The 18,826-nt window shown below is 66.2% G+C and carries 11 protein-coding genes; 7 read left to right on the top strand and 4 right to left on the bottom strand.

Annotated features, from left to right (window positions below):
* The first annotated feature begins 125 nt into the window (after positions 1-125).
* The 6 genes from SPYCA_RS17750 (at position 126) to SPYCA_RS17725 (ending at position 11,882) form a co-directional block, all read left to right on the top strand.
* The gene (locus SPYCA_RS17750; protein ID WP_172595125.1) at positions 126-2,732 is read left to right on the top strand and encodes an Rne/Rng family ribonuclease; all 2,607 of its coding nucleotides are present in this window, start codon (positions 126-128) and stop codon (positions 2,730-2,732) included.
* A 244-nt stretch (positions 2,733-2,976) separates the two neighbouring features.
* On the top strand, positions 2,977-4,380 hold the full coding sequence (locus SPYCA_RS17745) for a M48 family metalloprotease (protein WP_172595124.1): 1,404 nt from the start codon (positions 2,977-2,979) through the stop codon (positions 4,378-4,380).
* 55 nt (positions 4,381-4,435) lie between these two features.
* Positions 4,436-6,007: a DsbA family protein gene (locus tag SPYCA_RS17740; protein ID WP_120222036.1), complete on the top strand. Its 1,572-nt coding sequence runs from the start codon at positions 4,436-4,438 to the stop codon at positions 6,005-6,007.
* Between the two features lie 9 nt (positions 6,008-6,016).
* On the top strand, positions 6,017-7,831 hold the full coding sequence (locus tag SPYCA_RS17735) for a tetratricopeptide repeat-containing sulfotransferase family protein (protein ID WP_120222035.1): 1,815 nt from the start codon (positions 6,017-6,019) through the stop codon (positions 7,829-7,831).
* A 309-nt stretch (positions 7,832-8,140) separates the two neighbouring features.
* Entirely contained in the window at positions 8,141-10,555 is a 2,415-nt protein-coding gene (locus tag SPYCA_RS17730; RefSeq protein ID WP_120222034.1) for a TonB-dependent receptor, read from the top strand.
* 4 nt (positions 10,556-10,559) lie between these two features.
* Complete coding sequence (locus SPYCA_RS17725; protein WP_120222033.1) at positions 10,560-11,882, top strand: amino acid permease; 1,323 nt, start codon at positions 10,560-10,562, stop codon at positions 11,880-11,882.
* Here SPYCA_RS17725 and SPYCA_RS17720 read toward each other — a convergent pair.
* Both SPYCA_RS17720 and SPYCA_RS17715 read right to left on the bottom strand, forming a co-directional pair.
* Entirely contained in the window at positions 11,844-13,448 is a 1,605-nt protein-coding gene (locus SPYCA_RS17720; protein WP_120222032.1) for a phytoene desaturase family protein, read from the bottom strand. The two genes, SPYCA_RS17725 and SPYCA_RS17720, sit on opposite strands and share 39 nt — an antisense overlap.
* Before the next feature lie 93 nt (positions 13,449-13,541).
* Positions 13,542-14,708, bottom strand: coding sequence for an aromatic ring-hydroxylating oxygenase subunit alpha (locus SPYCA_RS17715; protein ID WP_120222031.1), 1,167 nt, complete (start codon positions 14,706-14,708; stop codon positions 13,542-13,544).
* 33 nt (positions 14,709-14,741) lie between these two features.
* On the opposite strand from SPYCA_RS17715, the gene SPYCA_RS17710 reads away from it, so the two are divergent.
* Positions 14,742-15,374, top strand: a complete 633-nt coding sequence (locus SPYCA_RS17710; RefSeq protein ID WP_120222030.1) for a TetR/AcrR family transcriptional regulator — start codon at positions 14,742-14,744, stop codon at positions 15,372-15,374.
* A 22-nt stretch (positions 15,375-15,396) separates the two neighbouring features.
* Here SPYCA_RS17710 and SPYCA_RS17705 read toward each other — a convergent pair whose 3' ends face one another.
* Both SPYCA_RS17705 and SPYCA_RS17700 read right to left on the bottom strand, forming a co-directional pair.
* Positions 15,397-17,583, bottom strand: a complete 2,187-nt coding sequence (locus SPYCA_RS17705) for a M3 family metallopeptidase (protein WP_120222029.1) — start codon at positions 17,581-17,583, stop codon at positions 15,397-15,399.
* A 143-nt stretch (positions 17,584-17,726) separates the two neighbouring features.
* On the bottom strand, positions 17,727-18,596 hold the full coding sequence (locus tag SPYCA_RS17700) for an SMP-30/gluconolactonase/LRE family protein (protein WP_120222425.1): 870 nt from the start codon (positions 18,594-18,596) through the stop codon (positions 17,727-17,729).
* Between the last annotated feature and the right edge of the window lie 230 nt (positions 18,597-18,826).

Raw genomic sequence — 18,826 nt, 5'->3', positions numbered from 1 at the left:
CCGGACGCAAGCCGCCTTCGGCAATAACGATTTTTTTCCTTTCACCCTTATCCGCCGCGGCCCTCCACCAGGGGGGCCTGCGGGATTTTTTGATGGCGCGCCGCGGCGCGCTTGGAGTGTTACCAATGACCACGCGCATGTTGATCGACGCGCGGCACCGGGAAGAAACCCGGGTCGCCGTCACCAAGGGAAACCGCATCGAGGAGTTTGATTTCGAGTCCGCCGAGCACAAGCAGCTCAAGGGCAATATCTATCTGGCCAAGGTCACCCGCGTCGAACCGTCGCTGCAGGCGGCGTTCGTCGAATATGGCGGCAATCGCCACGGTTTCCTGGCGTTCAGCGAAATCCACCCCGATTATTACCAGATTCCGAAAGAAGACCGCGAAGCGCTGCTCCGCGAAGAGGCCGAACATGCCGCCGCCGCGGCGCAGCGTGCCGAGGACGATCTTGACGAGCTGGAGGGCGATGTCGCCGACGTCGAGGAGCATGACGACGAAAATGGCGACGCTCCCGCGCCCGAAACGATCGGCGAAAGCGAGGACGACGGCGACAATGGCGATGGCGAGGGTGACGAGGGCGCCGAAGAGGACAAGGATGGCCGCGGCGATCGCAAGCGCCGCGGGCCGAGCGGACGCAAGGGCGGCCGGAGCCGCGGGCGCGGCCGCCGCGGCGACGACGAGGACGGCGAAAGCCGCATGTCGCTCCGCCGCCGCTACAAGATCCAGGACGTCATCCGCCGCCGCCAGGTGATGCTGGTGCAGGTCGTCAAGGAAGAACGCGGCAACAAGGGCGCGGCGCTCACTACCTATCTTTCGCTCGCCGGCCGCTATTGCGTGCTGATGCCCAACACGATGCACGGCGGCGGGATCAGCCGCAAGATTTCGAACGGCGCCGATCGCCGCAAGCTGAAGGCGATGATCGACGAGATGAACCTGCCACCGACGATGGGTTGCATCGTCCGCACCGCGGGGATGAGCCGCACCAAGACCGAGATCAAGCGCGACTTCGACTATCTCGCCCGCCTGTGGGACGAGATTCGCGAAAAGACGCTGGCGTCGAGCGCGCCCGCGCTGATCCATTCGGACAGCGACCTCATCAAGCGCGCGATCCGCGACATCTATCACAAGGACATCGAGGAAGTGCTCGTCGAGGGCGACGACGGGTACAAGGCGGCCAAGCAGTTCATGAAGCTGTTGATGCCGAGCCACGCGCGGCGCGTGAAACAATATGCCGATCCGGTCTCGCTCTATCAGCGCTATGGCGTCGAGGACCAGCTTGCCGGGATGCTCAACCCGGTCGTGCAGCTGAAGTCGGGCGGCTATCTGGTGATCAACCCGACCGAGGCCCTGGTGTCGATCGACATCAACTCGGGCCGCTCGACGCGCGAGCATAATATCGAGCAGACCGCGCTCAACACCAACCTGGAAGCGGCAGCCGAGATCGCGCGCCAGCTGCGCCTGCGCGACATGGCCGGGCTGATCGTCATCGACTTCATCGACATGGATCATGGCTCGAACGTCCGCAAGGTCGAGCGCGCGATGAAGGAGGCGCTGAAGAACGATCGCGCGCGGATCCAGGTCGGCCGCATTTCGGGCTTTGGCCTGATGGAAATGAGCCGCCAGCGGCTGCGCACCGGCGTGCTCGAAGCCTCGACGCGGCCGTGCCCGCATTGCGAAGGCACCGGGCTCGTGCGCACCGCGTCGTCGGCGGGACTCAGCGCGCTGCGCCTGATCGAGGAAGAAGCCGCGCGCGGCAAGGGCAGCAAGATCACGCTGCGCGCAAGCCAGGAGGCGACCTTCTATCTCCTCAACGAAAAGCGCCGCGAGCTGCACGAAATCGAAGAGCTTTACGGCGTCAGCGTCGAAATCCTGCCCGACGGCGAAACCGAGGGCGCGCGCATGGCGATCGAGGTCGGCGGTCCGCCGCCGACCCAGCGCCGCAGCTTCGCCCCGATCGAACCGATCGAGGATGAAGAGGACGACATCCCCGAAGAGGAGGATGAAGACGAAGAGGAAGCGGCCGAAGAGCGTCCGCGTTCGCGTGATCGCGAAGAAGGCCCAGGCGATGGAGAGGGCCGCAAGCGCCGCCGCCGCCGCCGCCGGGGCCGTCGCGGCCGCCGCGACGAGGAAGGCAATGAGATCGGCGGTGAAAGCGGCGAGGATGGCGACACCGCCGAAGCTGTCGATTCGGACGCGAGCGAAACCGCACCGGCCGAAGCCGCCGAAGTCGCCGAAGCGGCTCCCGCAGTGGACGCCGGGGAGGCCGAAGCCAAACCGCGTCGCCGCCGTGGGGGACGCGGTCGCAAGAAGGCCGATACGGCCGACGCCAGCGAAGAGGCGGTCGTCGCGGCTGAGGCCGCGCCGGTAGAGGCGGTCGAGGCCGCCGAACCCGTTGCCGAAGAAGCACCGCCGGCCGCCGGGGAAAAGCCGAAGCGCAAGCGCGCGCCGCGCAAGTCCAAGGCTGCGGTCGAGGCCGCCGAAGCGGGGGCGGTTGTTGCCGAAGCCGCGCCGGAATCCGCCGAAGCCGTCGCCGCCGCGCCCGCAGCCGAACCGACCAAGCCCGCGCCCAAAAAGCGCGCGAGCCGGGCGAAAAAGGCCGTTGCCGCCGAAGCGAGCAGCGAGCCGGCGACCGCAAGCGAGGCGGAACCGGTTGCGGCTGACGCGGGCGAGGCCAGCGAAACAGCGGACGGCGAGCCGCGCCGTGGCTGGTGGCAGCGCACATTTGGCAATTGATGCGCTGCACTGATTGAGTTTCCGTGTGCCCCCGCGAAGGCGGGGCCCCATCTCCCGATGGTTCGATTTTGGACCGGCCGGTGATGGGCCCTGCCTTCGCGGGGGTGCAGGGATTGTCACAACATCCCGGTACAGCGGCCCATCGCGGAAATCGCACGACGCGCTTGCGCCCGCGCGCGCTGCCCCCCAATAAGCCCCCATGGCTTCACTCGAGGTTCAGGCGCGCGGCGCAAGAAGGGCGGCGATGACCGCTTTCCCGCCGCAGTCCGCGTCCGGGGCGCATGGCTTGCGCTCCCTTTTCCATATCCTGCTCACGCTGCTCGCGATGATCGCCGTCGCGGCGCGCCCCGCGGCCGCTCAGTCGATCCTGCGCGATGCCGAGACCGAGGCGCTGTTCCAGGACATGATGGACCCACTCCTCGTCGCGGCGGGGCTGCAACCGGGGCAGGTCCGCGTCCACCTGCTCGGCGACCGCAGTATCAACGCCTTCGTCGCGGGAAGCCAGGACATTTATGTCTTCAGCGGACTGATCGAGGCCGCCGACAGCGCCGAAGAGGTGCAGGGCGTACTCGCGCACGAACTGGGGCATGTGATGGGCGGCCACGCGATCCGCATCAACGACGGCGCGAGCGCCGCGACGAGCATTTCGCTGCTCAGCCTGCTGCTCGGCGCCGCGGCGATCGCGGCGGGCGGCGGCGAGGCCGGCATGGGTATCATGATGGCGGGGCAGCAGGCCGCGCTCGGCAAGTTCCTCGCCTTCAGCCGCGTGCAGGAATCGACCGCCGACGCGGCGGGCGCGCAATATCTGTCGAAGGCGGGGATCAGCGGGCGCGGCAGCCTGGCCTTTTTCAAGAAGCTCCAGAATCTGGAGTTTCGCTATGGCATCAAGCAGGACGACGATCAGGCCTATGGCCGGACGCATCCGATGTCGGGCGACCGCATCCAGACGCTGCGCGAAGTCTATGTCATCGACCCGGCCTGGGACAAGCCGGCCGACCCCGCGATCGAAAAGCGGTTCCAGCGCGTCAAGGCCAAGCTGTCGGGTTATATGGCCGAACCCGAACGGACGCTGCGCAAGTTCCCCGAAAGCGACGGCAGCATCCCGGCACGCTATGCGCGCGCCTATGCCTGGCACAAGAGCGCCTATCCGCAAAAGGCGCTGGCCGAGGTCGAGAAATTGCTCGCCACCGATCCCGACGATCCCTATTTCCTCGAACTCGAAGGCCAGATCCTGCTCGAATCGGGGCGCCCCGACGAGGCGATTCCTGCGCTGCGCAAGGCGGTGGCCAGGTCGCGCGCGCAACCGCTGATCGCCGCGACGCTCGGCCATGCGTTGATCGCGACCGAGGACCCCGCCCATTATGCCGAGGCGGAAAAGGTTCTGAAAACCGCGGTCGCGCTCGACAATCAGAACCCCTTTGCCTGGTATCAGCTGGGCATCGTCTATGCGAACAAGGGCGATCAGGCGCGCGCCGCGCTCGCCTCGGCCGAACGCTATAACCTCGAGGGTAGACAGCCGGCGCTGGCGCTGCGTAATGCCGAACTGGCGATGCAGGGTCTGCCCCAGGGATCGCCCGACTGGATCCGCGCACAGGATATTTCGCTGGTCGCTCGCGCCGAGGTGGAACGCGAGCGGAAACGGCGTTAGACTCGCGCGAACCAGCGGGGGACCGCATCGCCCAACCGATGCGCAAGGGCAACAAGTGACGGACAGAAAAGACGATTATTATCAGCCCTGGCTGCGCGACCCCGCGCCGACGCCGGACGCGAGCGCGCCGCTGCCCGGCGAGGGGCTTGCCAAGCCCAAGGACGAACCGCCGCTCGGTATCGATCTGACGCGCTATGACAAACCCGAGACGCCGCGCCGCGCGCCGCTGGCGCAGCCCGAAGCGATCAGGACGCGCGCGACAAAGCTTTGGATGCGGATTCGACGCGGCGCCGAAGCCTTTGCCGACTGGACGATTCGTGTCGGCGAGCGCGCCGATATTCCGGCGCGGGTCGAAGCCATGGAAATCCCGCGGCGCGCCGACGCGTTTGCACGCAGGACGGCCGCCGCCGCCATGCGCGCCGCGCGGGCGGCGGGGCGCGGATCGGCACGCGTCGGCCGTGCGGCGACGAAGGCGAGCGGCGACGCATGGGCGAAAATGGCGCTCGGCGACAGGGCGCGGAAGCTGTCGAGCAAAGCAGGACGCGGGGTGGGCGAGGTCGCCGACAAGGCAAAGGCCGGGGTGGCGGACATCGCCAAAGCGGGCAGCGAAAAGCTGCGCCCCGCACCGCGCGCGGAGCCGCCGCCGCCCTCGGGGCTCGAACAATTGCTCGCGCGCGAAGCGACCGCGGCCGAAGCAAAGGCGCCCGCCGCACCCGACCTGCCGCTCTTTGCGGGCGATGCCGCAATTCCCGTGATCGCGAAACCCGTACCAAAGGCGACAGCAAGCACGCTGGACGGCGATGACCGCTCGCCGCTGATCAAGGCGTCGGAGACGAGACCAGCGGGCGAAACGACCGTGTCGGCGGGGCGGCTGTCGGCGTTGAAGGGGACGGGTATGGAGAGCGGTTCGATGCGCCGGTGGGCGCTGGCCGGGGGCGGCGTCCTGCTGCTCGCGACGGCTTTCTGGCTCGGCGGGCGCATGGGCGGCGGGCTCAGCAAGAGCGAGGTCGAAACCGTCGTCGCCGACTATATCAAGGCGAACCCGCAGATCATCCCCGAAGCGCTGGAAGCGCAGCGCGGGCGCGAGATCGCCAAGGCCATCGACGCGGTGCGCCCGGCGCTCGAAAAGCCCTACGCCGGGGCGTGGGCGGGCAATGCCGACGGCGACGTGACGCTGGTGGTCTTTACCGACTATGCCTGCGGCTTCTGCCGCGCGAGCGTGCCCGACGTCGACCGGCTGATCCGCGAGGACAAGCGCCTGAAGGTCGTGTTCCGCGAACTGCCGATCATCGCGCCGCAGAGCCGCGACGCCGCGATCATGGCGCTCGCCGCGGCGCGACAGGGCAAATATGACGCCTTTCACCATGCGATGTTCGCGGCAAGCTCGCTCGATCCCGAGGCGATTGCGGCGGCGGCGGCGCGTGCGGGCGTCGTCACCGACGGCAGCGCCGATGCGACCGCGAACGAGGCGCTGTTCCAGCGCGAGATCGACAGCAATATGGCGATCGCGTCGCAGCTTCAGCTCAACGCCACGCCGACATGGATCGTCGGGGACCAGCTGCTGCAGGGGCAGGTCGGTTATGACGTGCTGCGACAGGCGATCGGCAAAGCGCGGGCGGCGGGCTGAGGCGCGGCATTGGCGACGATCACCCACGATGAGGCGCTCGCCAACGCCCGCCGACTGCTGAACGGCCAGCCCGGCGCGGCGCTCGAACAGGCGCGCGCGATCGTCGCGGTGGTTCCGACATCGGCGGCGGCGCACCGCATCGCGGCCGAGGCGCTGCGTCGGCTCGGCCGCGCGGACGAAGCCGCCGACGCCGCGCTCGCGGCGGTTGGCGCGGCGGTGCATGACGAGGCGATGATCGCCGCAGCGCTGGCGCTCGCCGAAAACCGCCTTCCCGACGCCGAGGCGGCGCTGCGCGCGCGGCTGAAAGAAGACCCGACCGACGTCGCGGCGATCCGGATGCTCGCCGAGGTCGCGGGACGGATCGGCCGCTATGGCGACGCCGAAAAGCTGCTGACGCGCGCGCTCGAACTGGCGCCCGCGTTCGGCGCGGCGCGCGCCAATCTGGCCACCGTGCTCTACAAGCAGAACCGCTATGCCGAGGCGGTCGAAACGCTCGACGCGGTGCTGGCGGGCGACCCCGACAATCCCGCGCACGCGAACCTCAAGGCCGCCGCGCTCGGCCGGATCGGCGGTTATGACGAAGCGATCGCGCTCTATGCCGAGCTGGTCGAGCGCTTCCCCGGCCACGCCAGGCTGTGGATGAGCTATGGCCATATGCTCAAGACCGTGGGGCGGCAGGACGACAGCATCGCCGCCTATCGCCGCGGCCTCGACGCCGAGCCGGGACTGGGCGAAATCTGGTGGAGCCTCGCCAATCTCAAGACGATCCGTTTTGGCGAAGCAGACCGGCAGGCGATGGAGGCGGCGCTCGCCGCCGCCGATCCGGCCGGGGCGGAGCGCGACGACGATCGGCTGCACCTGCACTTCGCGCTCGGCAAGGCGTATGACGATGCGGGCGACCATGCAGCGGCGTTTCGCCATTATGCCGCGGGCAATGCGATCCGCGCGGGCCAGCTCGGATATGACGCCGCCGAAACGACGGCGATCGTCGACGCGGCGATCGCGACCTGCACCGCCGCTTTCTTTGCCGACCGCGCCGGACAGGGCGACCCCAGCGGCGATCCGGTGTTCATCCTGGGGATGCCGCGCGCGGGATCGACATTGATCGAACAGATTTTGGCGAGCCATTCGGCGATCGAGGGGACGATGGAGCTGCCCGACATCCCCGCGATCGCGCTCGGCCTTGGCCGCGAGGCGAAGGGCGAGGGTCGCCACTGGGTCGCGGCGCTGGCCGAGGCATCGCCCGGCAAGCTCGCCGAAATGGGCGCCGCCTTCCTGCGCCGCACCGCGGTGCAGCGCAAGACCGCCAGGCCGCTCTATATCGACAAGCTGCCGAACAACTGGCTCTATGCCCCGCTCATCCGGCTGATCCTGCCCAATGCAAGGATCATCGACGCGCGGCGCCACCCGCTCGATTGCTGCTGGTCGAACTTTCGCCAGCATTTCGCGAAGGGACAGGCGTTCAGCTATCGCCTGTCCGACATGGGCGCCTATTACCGCGACTATGTGCGGTTGATGGCGCATCTCGACACGGTGCAGCCGGGGCGCGTCCACCGCGTGATCCACGAAGCGCTGCTCGCCGATCCCGAGGCCGAAGTGCGTGCGATGCTCGCTTTCCTGGGCCAGCCGTTCGAGGAGGGCTGCATGGACTTCCACGCCAATGCGCGCGCGGTGCGGACGGCATCGAGCGAACAGGTGCGGCGCCCGATCAACCGCGACGGCGTCGATCAGTGGCGTCCTTATGCCGAGTGGCTGGAACCGCTGACTGATGCTCTCGGGCCGGTGCTGGCGGCCTATCCGGCGGTTCCGACGGGCTTGATATAGGCGTCGGTGGCGGAGATGGATGGATTCCCGCCCGAACCATATTCGTCATCCCGGCGAAGGCCGGGATCTCGCCGGTGCGGTAAACCGATAGGGTGAGATCCCGGCCTTCGCCGGGATGACGACTGGGTAAAGGTCTGATTTTTTCCGCGCTCAACTCCACTCTCCCCCCGCCTTCCGCACGAAACGTTGCCTTTGGGCAACATCCGGCGACATTTTCGACCAATGGCCGGGCGCACCGACGAACTAGGCTTGCGCTTGTACTGCGCTGCGTCATTCTCCTGTCATAGCGATGTCATCGAGGGGGGTCTCATGCGGAATATGTCGAAAATGCTGGCGCGGAGCAGCGCGATGCTGCTGGGCGGCACGATCCTCGCCACGTCGGGCACGGCGCTGGCGCAGCAGGCGACGGTGGAGGACGACAATGACATCGTCGTCACCGCGTCGAAGCGCGAGGAAAATCTGCAGGACGTGCCGCTGGCGATCACCGCGATCGGCAACGAGCGGCTGGGCGAGTTGCAGGTCAAGGAGTTTCAGGACGTCGTCAAATTCCTGCCTTCGGTGACGATCCAGACGCTCGCGCCGGGGTTCAGCCAGGTCTATTTCCGCGGTGTCGCGTCGGGCGAGAATGCCAACCATTCGGCGTCGCTGCCGACCGTCGGCACCTATCTGGACGAAATGCCGATCACAACGATCCAGGGCGCGCTCGACATCCACGCCTATGATCTCGCGCGCGTCGAGGCGCTCGCGGGGCCGCAGGGCACGCTTTATGGCGCCAGCTCGATGGCGGGCACGATCAAGCTGGTCACCAACCAGCCCGACACCAGCGGCACCTATGGTTCGGTGGGGCTCGAACTCAACAGCGTCACGCGCGGCGGAATCGGCGGCGTCGCCGAAGGTTTCGTCAACGCCCCGCTCGGCGAGCGCGCCGCGCTGCGCCTCGTCGGCTGGTATCGCCACGATGCGGGCTATATCGACAATATCGCGGGCAGCCGAACCTATCCGAGCAGCGGCATCACGCAGGACAATGCGGCGCTCGTCGAAAAGGATTATAATGACGTCGACACCTATGGCGCGCGCCTCGCGCTCGGCATCGACCTCGACGACGACTGGACGATCCGCCCGACGCTGATGGGACAGGTGCAGGAAGCCAATGGCAGCTTTGCCCAGGAACGCTCGACAGCGGTGACGCGCAAGCTGCAGACGGTCCAGTACAACCCCGAATATAGCAAGGACAAATGGATCCAGGCGGCGCTGACGATCGAGGGCAAGATCGGCAGCTGGGATCTGACCGCGACGGGCGGGCATTTGCGGCGCAAAACAACGGTCGAAAGCGACTATTCGGACTATGCCTATTTCTATGACGCGCTCTATGGATACGGCGTCTATTTCTATGACAACAATGGCGATCTCGTCAGCCCGAACCAATATATTCAGGGGGTCGATCGCTATAAGCGCAGCTTTGCCGAAGTCCGCATCGCCTCCCCCGCCGACGCGCGCATCCGCTTTATCGGCGGGCTGTTCTGGCAGCGCCAATCGCACAATATCGAACAGAATTACATCATCGACGATATCGCCGATTCGATCACCGTCACAGGCACCGACAGCAATATCTGGCTGACCAAACAGCTGCGTATCGACCGCGACTATGCGGCGTTCGGCGAAGTCAGCTTCGACATCACCGACAAGCTGACGCTGACCGGTGGCGGGCGCGTGTACAAGTTCGACAACAGCCTGGTCGGTTTCTTCGGCTATTCGGCCGGCTATTCGAGCCGCACCGGCGAAGCCGCCTGCTTCACCGGGCCGATCATTTCGGGAACGCCGTGCACCAATCTCGACAAGAGCACGAGCGACACCGATTTCATCCACAAGCTCAACCTGACCTACAAGGTCACCGACGACGTGCTGGTTTACGCCACCTGGTCGCGCGGTTTCCGCCCCGGCGGCATCAACCGTCGCGGCACCTTGCCGCCCTATGGCCCCGACACGCTCGACAATTACGAGTTCGGGTGGAAAACGAGCTTTGGCCCCGTCCGCTTCAACGGCGCCGTCTATCAGGAGGACTGGAACAATATCCAGCTCTCCTTCCTCGGCGCCAACGGCCTCACCGAAATCCGCAATGCGGGCATCGCGCGCATTCGCGGGATCGAGGCGGACTTGAACTTCCGCCAGGGCGGTTTCACGCTCAGCCTTGGCGGCAGTTACAATGACGCGACGATCCGCCGCGATTTCTGCCGCATCGCCAACCCCGATTTCGACTGTACGGTCGATGTCGATCTCGACGGAAGCGGCGCGATCGATCAGACGAACGAGGAGAACCAAACGCTTGCGCCCCGCGGTTCCCGCCTGCCCGTCACCGCCAAATTCAAGGGCAATGCGGTGGCGCGCTACGAATGGCCGGTCGGCGATATGGACGCGCACGTCCAGTTCGCGGTCAACCATGTCGGCAAGCGGCGGTCGGACCTGCGGCCGTTCGAGAACGGCATCGTCGGCAATTTCAAAGCCTATACGACCGCCGACCTCAGCGTCGGGGTCAAGGGCGAGGGGTGGAGCGCCGAGGCTTTTGCGACCAATTTGTTCAACAGCAACGGCGTTATCAACAGCGCGGTCCAGTGCGGCGAATCGATATGCGGCGACCCCGAGGGGGTCAGCAGCACGGGCGGCGTCTTTTACGACAATGTCATCCGGCCGCGGCTGATCGGGATCAAGGTCAGCAAGGACTTCTGACCGGGTGACCGCGCCCGAAAATCGCGTCGAAAGGCCGCGCCGCAAGCTCGGCCTTTCGATGGCGATTGCGCTCGTCATGGGCAATATGATCGGCTCCGGGGTGTTCCTGCTCCCCGCGAGCCTCGCGCCCTTTGGCTGGAACGGCGTCGCGGGCTGGGCGATCACGATCGGCGGCGCGCTCGCGCTGGCTTTCGTGCTCGCGCGGCTGACGATCGCCCACCCCGACGCAGGGGGACCAACCGGCTTTGTCGAGCGCGCCTTTGGCCGCATCCCCAGTTTCATGATCGGCTGGGCCTATTGGGTGTCGGTGTGGACCGCGAATGTGACGCTGGCGGTCGCGGCGGTGAGCTTTCTCAGCCTGTTCGTGCCCGCGCTGGGGCGGCATATGGCGCTGTCGACGATCGCGCTGATCTGGATCGTCACCGCGATCAACTGGCGCGGCGCGCGCGCGGCGGGGCGGTTTCAGCTCGCGACCCTGCTCATCAAGCTGATCCCGCTCGTCACCGTCATCGTCCTGATCCCCATCGCCTTCGGCCGTAGCGAGCCGGTGGCGCTCACCCCCTTCCCCGCCGACGGGCTGTCGCTCGCGGCGGTGAGCGGGTCGGCGATCCTGACTTTGTGGGCGCTGCTCGGCTTTGAATCGGCGAGCGTCGCCGCCGACAAGGTGGATAAGCCCGCCCTCACCATCCCCCGCGCGACGATCATCGGCACGCTCGCTACCGGCATCCTCTATCTGATCGTCTGTTCGGCGATCGCGCTGATGCTGCCCGCAGACGAGGTTGCCCGCTCGGCAGCGCCCTTCTCGCTGTTCGTCGAAACCTGGTGGGGCGCCGGACCCGCGGCGCTTATCGCCGCCTTCGCCGCGGTCAGTGCGCTCGGCACGCTGAACGGCTGGACGCTGATCCAGGCCGAACTGCCCGCGACGCTCGCGCGGCAGGGGCTGCTTCCCGCCTGGTTCGGCCGCGAGAATCGCCACGGCACGCCCGCCGCCGCGCTGCTGCTGTCGAGCGCGATCGCCACCGCCTGCGTCATCCTCAACAACAGCAAGTCGACGTCGGAGATGTTCACCTTCATGGCGGTGCTCTCGACCTCGGTGACCTTGTGGCTCTATCTCGCCTGCGCCGCCGCGGCGCTGCGGCTGCGCGTCGCGATCCCGGTCGCGCTGATCGGCCTCGCCTATGCCGTCTGGACGCTGTGGGGCGCGGGCATCGGCGTCAGCGCGATGAGCCTCATCCTGATGGCGGCGGGGCTGCCGCTCTATGCGTGGACCATGCTGTCGGCGCCGGCCCTAACGCCAGCGGGGCGCGAAGAGCCCCCGGTCGCGTAGAATCACCTGCGCCGCATTATGCCCCGGCGCGCCGGTGACGCCGCCGCCGGGGTGCGTGCCCGCGCCGCACATATACAGCCCCTTCACCGGCCCGCGATAGCCGCCGTTGCCGAGCACCGGACGCGCGGCCCAGAGCTGGTCGAGGCTCATATTGCCGTGCATGATGTCGCCGCCGACAAGGCCGAACTTGCGTTCGAGCCCCTTGGGCGACAGGCGCGTCTGGCCAATGATGCTCGCGCGGAAGCCCGGTGCGTGTTTTTCGACGGTGTCGATGATACAGTCGGCCGCGGCTTCCTCCTCATCGTCCCAATCGCGTCCGTCCGGCAATTCGGGCGCGAACTGCTGGCAGAAGAGGCTTGCGACATGGCAGCCTTCGGGCGCGAGGCTGTCGTCGACGGTCGAGGGGATGAGCATTTCGACGATCGGCGCCTTCGACCAGCCATATTGCTTTGCGTCGAGGAAGGCGCGGTCCATATAATCGAGCGTCGGGGCAAGGATGATGCCCGACTGATGATGCTCGCCCGGTTCGGGGAGGCAGGTAAAGCGCGGCAGTTCGGACAGCGCGACATTCATGCGGAACGTCCCGCTGCCTGCCTTGAACCCCCTGATCCGGCGCTGGAAGTCTTGCGGCAGGTCGGCGGCGTCCATCATGCGTTCGTAGAGCAGCTTTGGCCCGACATTGGCGATCACGCGCGCCGCGGCGATTTCCTCGCCGCCGACAAGCTTGACGCCGACTGCTTTCCCCCCGTCGACGAGCACCTTGGCGACGGGACTTTCGAGGCTGATCTCGACGCCCAAATCGCGGCAGACCTTCGCCATGATCTCGGTGATCTTGCCCATGCCGCCGACGCTGTGACCCCACGCGCCCTTCTTGCCGTTCACCTCGCCAAAGACGTGGTGGAGGAGGACATAGGCGCTGCCCGGCGTGTCGGGGCTGGCATAATTGCCGACCACCGCGTCGAAGCCGAAGGCGGCCTTGACCGCCTCGCTTTCGAACCAGCTGCCCAGCATCGCGCTTGCCGATTTGGTGAACAGGTCGAGCACGTCGCGCTGCTGTTCGAGGCTGAGGGTCGCGAAGCGCCGCCCCTGCCGCGCACCGTCGAGCAAGGTGCGCAGCCCCTCGCCGACGTTCGGCGGGACGCGAAGCGCCAGGTCGCGGAGCAGCTCGGCTACATTTTCGAGCGCGTCATAATAGGCCGGCAGCATTTCGGCATCGCGCGCGCTGAACTTGCGGAACTCGGCCTGTGTGCGTTCCAGCCCGCCGCCGAGCTTGAGGTATCCGCCATCCTCTTGCGGCAGGAAATTGCTGATCGGCCGCTCGATCACGCGATAGCCATGATCGGCAAGGCGCATGTCGGCGATGACCTTGGGCTGGAGCAGGCTGACCGTGTAGCTTGCGACCGAGTTGCGGAATCCCGGCGCGAACTCCTCGGTCACCGCGGCGCCGCCGACGACATCGCGCGCCTCGACGATGCGCACCTTCAGCCCCGCCCTGGCGAGATAGAAGGCGCAGACCAGGCCGTTGTGGCCTGCGCCGATGATGATCGCGTCATATTGCTTCGTCATGAAAACCCCATCCGTTCGCGTCGAGCCTAGTCGATACGCCCCCCAGCCCCGCACGGTGTCTCGACTTCGCTCGACACGAACGGGAATCAAAAGTCAGTTTTTGCTCCACCCCGCTGGCGGCGCATGTTCGAGGCGTGCCTCGGGAATGATGTCGCGCATCCGCGAACAGAAATGCCGGAGGCAGACTTCCTTGTCGCTGAGCGGGCCCATCGAGAAGCTTTGCGACTGCATCCCCTGCTGGACGCGGGTGATGAGCGCGGTGTCCTCGGCATTGACCTGGCGGTTGATGCGCCAGTTGAGGTAGCGCGCAGCCTTCATCTCGCGGCGCTCATCGGGCAGGACATAGCTGATCTCGCGGATCAGGCAGCTTGTCGGGCCGGTCGGCAGCCACTGCATGAAATCGACCTGGTCGGGATAGATGTCGAAGGCGACGTTGGGCCAGAGCTTGAAATAGAGCCAGTGGCGCTGCCTGTCTGCGGGAAGGTGCGGGATCGGCGGCAGCAGCCGCTGATACAAGCGTTCGGACCAGTTCGCCGAGGGTCGGTCGATCAGGTCGCCCCACATGCGATCGACATTGTCCTTGGCCTCGACGCCATAGCTTTTGCCGAAAAGCCGGGTCAGGCCCGGATGCGCGACGGGGATGTGGAGGCCGTCCGAATAATTGTCGCCGACATTTTTCCAGTTGACCTCGCGCGGGCGCAGCGTGACGCGGCCGAGCGCGCCAAGTTCCTCGAACCGATAGGGTTCGACCATCGCTTCATAGGGCGCCATCATCGACGCCACCGACGGGCCGCCGTCATCGGCAAGCCGCACGAACCAGAAGCCCCGCCATTGTTCGACCTCGACCGCCACCAGCCCCGCCTTGCCCTTGTCGAGCGTTGGATAGCTCGCCGAATCGGGCACACCGGTCAGTCGGCCGTCGAGCTCGTAGGTCCAGGCGTGATAGGGGCAGACGAGTTTCTTCGCGCAGCCCGCGGCGCCATCGACCAGCCGTGATCCGCGGTGGCGGCAGACGTTGGTGAAGGCGCGCACGATGCTATCGGTGCCGCGCACAAGGATGATGCTTTCGCCGCAATAATCGATGCTGTGCCAGTCGCCGACATTCGGGATGTCGCTGTTGTGACAGACGATTTGCCAGCTGGGGCGGAAAATCCGTTTCATTTCGGCGGCGTAGAAATCAGGGTCGCTATAGGTCCACGCCGGGAGCGACCAGCCGTCGAGCGGGTCGGTGCGCGAATCGTGAAGCGGTGCAGTTGCCATGGTGCGTTCCTTGTTATACAAACGTATAACAAGATGCAGCCCGCTCGCCAAGCCTTTACGCGCGAAAGCGCCGACGCCCGCCGCGCGGCCCTGATCGACGCGACCGCGGCGTGCCTGGCCGAACATGGGCTGGCGGGGACGAATGTGCGCGCGATCTGTGCGCGGGCCGGGGTCTCGCCGGGGCTGCTGCGGCACTATTTCGCGGGCATCGACGATCTGGTCGCCGCGACCTATCAGGCGACGAGCGACCGGATGGACGCGATTTTCGCCGCCGCAGTCGAGGGTGCGGGCGCCGATCCGCGCGCGCGGCTCTCGGCCTATCTCACTGCCAGCTTCCGCGCGCCGGTGACCGATCCCGAACTGCTCGGCGCGTGGACCGCTTTCTGGGCTTTGGCGCGGAGCGACGCGCGCATGGCCGCGATCCATGCGGACAGTTATGCGGGCTATCGCGCGCGGCTGGCCGATCTGCTCGCTGCGTGCGGGGCGGCCGATGCCGAACGGCTGGCAATCCTGCTGACCGCGATGGTCGACGGCCTGTGGCTCGAACTGTCGCTCGACGCGACCAGTTTTGGCGCCGACGCGGCCGCCGAGATGATCGAGCGTGCATTGACGGCGCTGCTGCCGCCGACTCCAGGGCGGCGGCAGCATAAACAAGGGGGATCCTGACGACCCCCCTTTGCGTTGCCCTTTATTCGGTCGGGAAACCGCGTTTTTCGAGCAGCGCCTTGACGTCGGGATCGCGGCCGCGGAAGGCGCGATAGGCGTCGGCGCGGTCGGTTTCGTTGCCGGTCATCAGCAGGATGGTGCGGAACCTGTCGGCCACCGTCCGATCCCACGGCCCCCCGGCTTCGGTGAACGCCGCCCAGGTGTCGGCGTCCATCGTTTCGGACCAGAGATAGGAGTAATAGCCCGCCGAATAGGCGTCCGAGCTGAACAGATGGCCGAACTGCGGCAGGCGGTGCCGCATGACGATTTCCTTCGGCATCCCGATTTCGGCCAGCGTCTCGCGTTCGAACCTGTCGACGTCGGTCGGCGGCGTCTTGCGGTTGTGCAGCTTCATGTCGACGATCGCGCTCGCCAGATATTCGACCGTCTCGAACCCCTGGTTGAACTTCTGGCTCGCGAGGATCTTGTCGACCAGCGCCTGCGGCATCGGTTCGCCCGTCCGATAGTGCGTCGCATATTTCGACAGCACTTCGGGGGTCATCAGCCAATTCTCGTTCACCTGGCTCGGATATTCGACGAAGTCGCGCGGCACCCCGGCAAGCGCCGGATATTTGACCTGCTGGAGCAGATAATGGATGCCGTGGCCGAATTCGTGGAACAGCGTCGACGCATCGTCGATGCTGATGAGCGTCGGTTCGCCCTGTGCGCCTTCGGTAAAATTATTGTTGTTCGACGCGAGCACATTGCGCTCGCCGCCCAGCGACTGCTGGCTGCGATAGGTCGTCATCCACGCGCCCGACCGCTTTCCGTCGCGCGCGAAATTGTCGAGATAGAAGACGCCGACATTTTCGCCTGTCTTGAGGTTATAGACCTCGAAGGTGCGGACCTTGGGGTCGAAAACGGGAATCTGCCCCGTATTCTCGCGGAAGCCGAGGTCGTAAAGCTGCCCCGCGGCCCAGAACATGCCGTCGACCAGCTTGTCGAGCTGGAGATAGGGCTTCACCTCGCTTTCATCGAGGTCATATTTCGCCTTGCGGACCTTTTCCGCATAATAGCGGTAATCCCACGGCTCGATGGTGATTTTCGGGCCCTTGCCCGCCTTCGCCTCGGCGTCGGCGATCGCCTGCATGTCGGCGACCTCTTCTTTCACGCGCGCGACGGCGGCGGGCCACACCTTCATCATCAGGCCCATCGCATTTTCGGGCGTCTTCGCCATGGTGTCGGCCATGCGGTAATGCGCGTGGGTCGGGAAACCGAGCAGCTCGGCGCGCTCCTGGCGCAGCTTCAGGATTTCGGCGATCGTTGCGTTGGTGTCGTTGGCGTCGCCATTGTCGCCGCGGCCGACGAAGGCGCGCCAGACCTTTTCGCGCAATTTGCGGTTGGTCGCATTCTGCAGCACCGGCTGCGCCGACGAGCGCGTGTTCTTGATCGCCCAGTGACCGGCGTGGCCATTGGCCTCCGCGGCGGCGGCGAGCGACGCCACGAAAGCCGGATCGAGCCCGTCGAGTTCGGCCTTGTCGGTGACAAAGGTATAGAGCTTCTCATCGCCGAGCAGTTTCGAGGAGAAAGCCGAGAAGAGCCCTTCGAGCTTCGCATTGATCGCGACCAGCTTTTCCTTGTCGGCGGGCGACAGGTTGGCGCCGTCGCGGACCATTTCGTCATAGCTGCGCTCGACGATGCGGATCTGCTGCGCGTCGAGCCCGCTCGTATGGCGCTTGTCATACACCGCCTTGTAACGCGCGAAGAGCTTCGGCTCCAGAAACAGCTCGGTGTAGAAAGTGGTGAGCTTCGGGCTCCATTCGGCGTCGATCTCCTCGACACGGTCGTTCGATTTGTTCGACGTCTGCACGCCCCACATCGCGAAGACGCGCTCCATCGTCTCGCCCGCGAGCATCATCGGGACGTGAGTGTTTTCGAAGGTCGGTTCGGCGGGGTTGTCGATCACCGCCTGCACCTCGGCCTTCACTTCGGCCATCGCCTTTTGAAAGGCGTCGGGGAAAAGTTCGGGGTCGAGCTTGTCCCACGGCGGCACCCCCTGATAGGGGCCGGTCCAGGGTTGCAGCAGCGGGTTCTGGCCCGCGGGGACGGTTTTGGCGGCGGCGGGTTCGGCGGCGATGGCGGTGCTCATCTGGCTATAACCCATGATCATCGCGGTGGATGCAAGCATGATCGACAGCTTGCGGGCAAGGCGGGGCGCGCTCTGCGGCATATTCGGAATCTCCCGGTGGAAAAGGTTTCGGACGAAACCATGTCGCGAGGTGGATTAACCAGATATGACAGCGATGCGCAAGTTTCGGGTCAGCAACAGGGATTTTTCGATCCTCCCCATCGACTTGCGATGGGGAGGATATGTCACGCGGCAAACATTTCCTGCGCCAGCCCCGGCACCTCTACGGCGAACGTAAAGACGCCCCCCGCGTGCGGCTGGGCCTTGCGCTCCGCATCGGTCAGATTCTTGCCCGCGCTGGTGACGAAGGCGGTCTTGAGGTCCGCTCCGCCAAAAGCGATCATCGTCGGGCGCTGGACCGGCAGTTCGACCGTGTGCAGCAATTCGCCCGCGGGCGACAGGCGCACGACGCGCCAGCCGTCCCACAGCGCCGACCAATAACAACCTTCGGCATCGACCGCGGCGCCGTCGGGGCGACCCTGACCCTCGGCAAATCGGTGTAACAGCCGCTTGCCGCCCAGCGCGCCGGTCGCAGGGTCGACGTCATAGGCGTGGATGCAGTGCGTCGGCGTATCGGCATGATAAAAGATATGGCCGTCGGGGCTGAACGCCGCGCCGTTGCTGGTCATCAATCCGTCAAACAGCGTGGTCAGCGTTCCGTCGGGATCGAGGCGATAGAGCGTCGCATCGCGCTTCGGCTTGTCGCTCGTCAGGCTGCCGACCCAGAGGCGGCCTGCCGCATCGACGCGGCCGTCGTTGAAGCGCTGGTGCGGCTTGTCGGCCAGCACCGCGGGGCCGAAGGGCCTCGGCGCCGTGCCCCAATCGTCGATGAGCGCGCAGCCATTTTCGAGCGCGGCGACAAGGCCGCCCTCTGCGCGCGGCGCGATGCAGCCGACCTGTTCGGCGAGTTCCATCACCTCGTCGATTCCCGTCGCCGGGTCGGTGCGGTGGATTTTGCGGCCCTCGATATCGACCCAATAAAGGCGCGCTTCGCGCGCGTGCCAGACGGGCGATTCGCCGAGCAGCGCGCGGGCGTCGAGGAGGAGTTGGACCATGGCCGGGTCATAGCGCGGGAGGGCGAGGGTGCCCAGCGATTGCAAAGCTATTCAGCGCGATGCGGCAGATCGCGGCACAGCGATCGCGCCGCTCCACGCCCGCCACGCCGGACTTGGTCGGCTCTTGTCCCGTTAAGATAAAGAAACCCCGACGTCATTGCGAGGAGCGCAGCGACGAAGCAATCTCCAGCCATCGTCCGGGAGCTACGCAAGCTGGAGATTGCTTCGCT

Origin of the sequence: Sphingopyxis sp. FD7, assembly GCF_003609835.1 — a bacterium.
Classification (GTDB): domain Bacteria; phylum Pseudomonadota; class Alphaproteobacteria; order Sphingomonadales; family Sphingomonadaceae; genus Sphingopyxis.
The sequence above is the reverse complement of the archived record's forward strand: the minus strand, read 5'-3'. Positions and strand labels throughout refer to the sequence as shown.

Coding starts and splice junctions, on each gene's coding strand:
- SPYCA_RS17745 (WP_172595124.1), top strand. CDS start 2,977: ATGACCGCTTTCCCGCCGCAGTCCGCGTCCGGGGCGCATGGCTTGCGC.
- SPYCA_RS17715 (WP_120222031.1), bottom strand. CDS start 14,708: ATGGCAACTGCACCGCTTCACGATTCGCGCACCGACCCGCTCGACGGC.
- SPYCA_RS17700 (WP_120222425.1), bottom strand. CDS start 18,596: ATGGTCCAACTCCTCCTCGACGCCCGCGCGCTGCTCGGCGAATCGCCC.
- SPYCA_RS17730 (WP_120222034.1), top strand. CDS start 8,141: ATGCGGAATATGTCGAAAATGCTGGCGCGGAGCAGCGCGATGCTGCTG.
- SPYCA_RS17720 (WP_120222032.1), bottom strand. CDS start 13,448: ATGACGAAGCAATATGACGCGATCATCATCGGCGCAGGCCACAACGGC.
- SPYCA_RS17710 (WP_120222030.1), top strand. CDS start 14,742: ATGCAGCCCGCTCGCCAAGCCTTTACGCGCGAAAGCGCCGACGCCCGC.
- SPYCA_RS17705 (WP_120222029.1), bottom strand. CDS start 17,583: ATGCCGCAGAGCGCGCCCCGCCTTGCCCGCAAGCTGTCGATCATGCTT.
- SPYCA_RS17750 (WP_172595125.1), top strand. CDS start 126: ATGACCACGCGCATGTTGATCGACGCGCGGCACCGGGAAGAAACCCGG.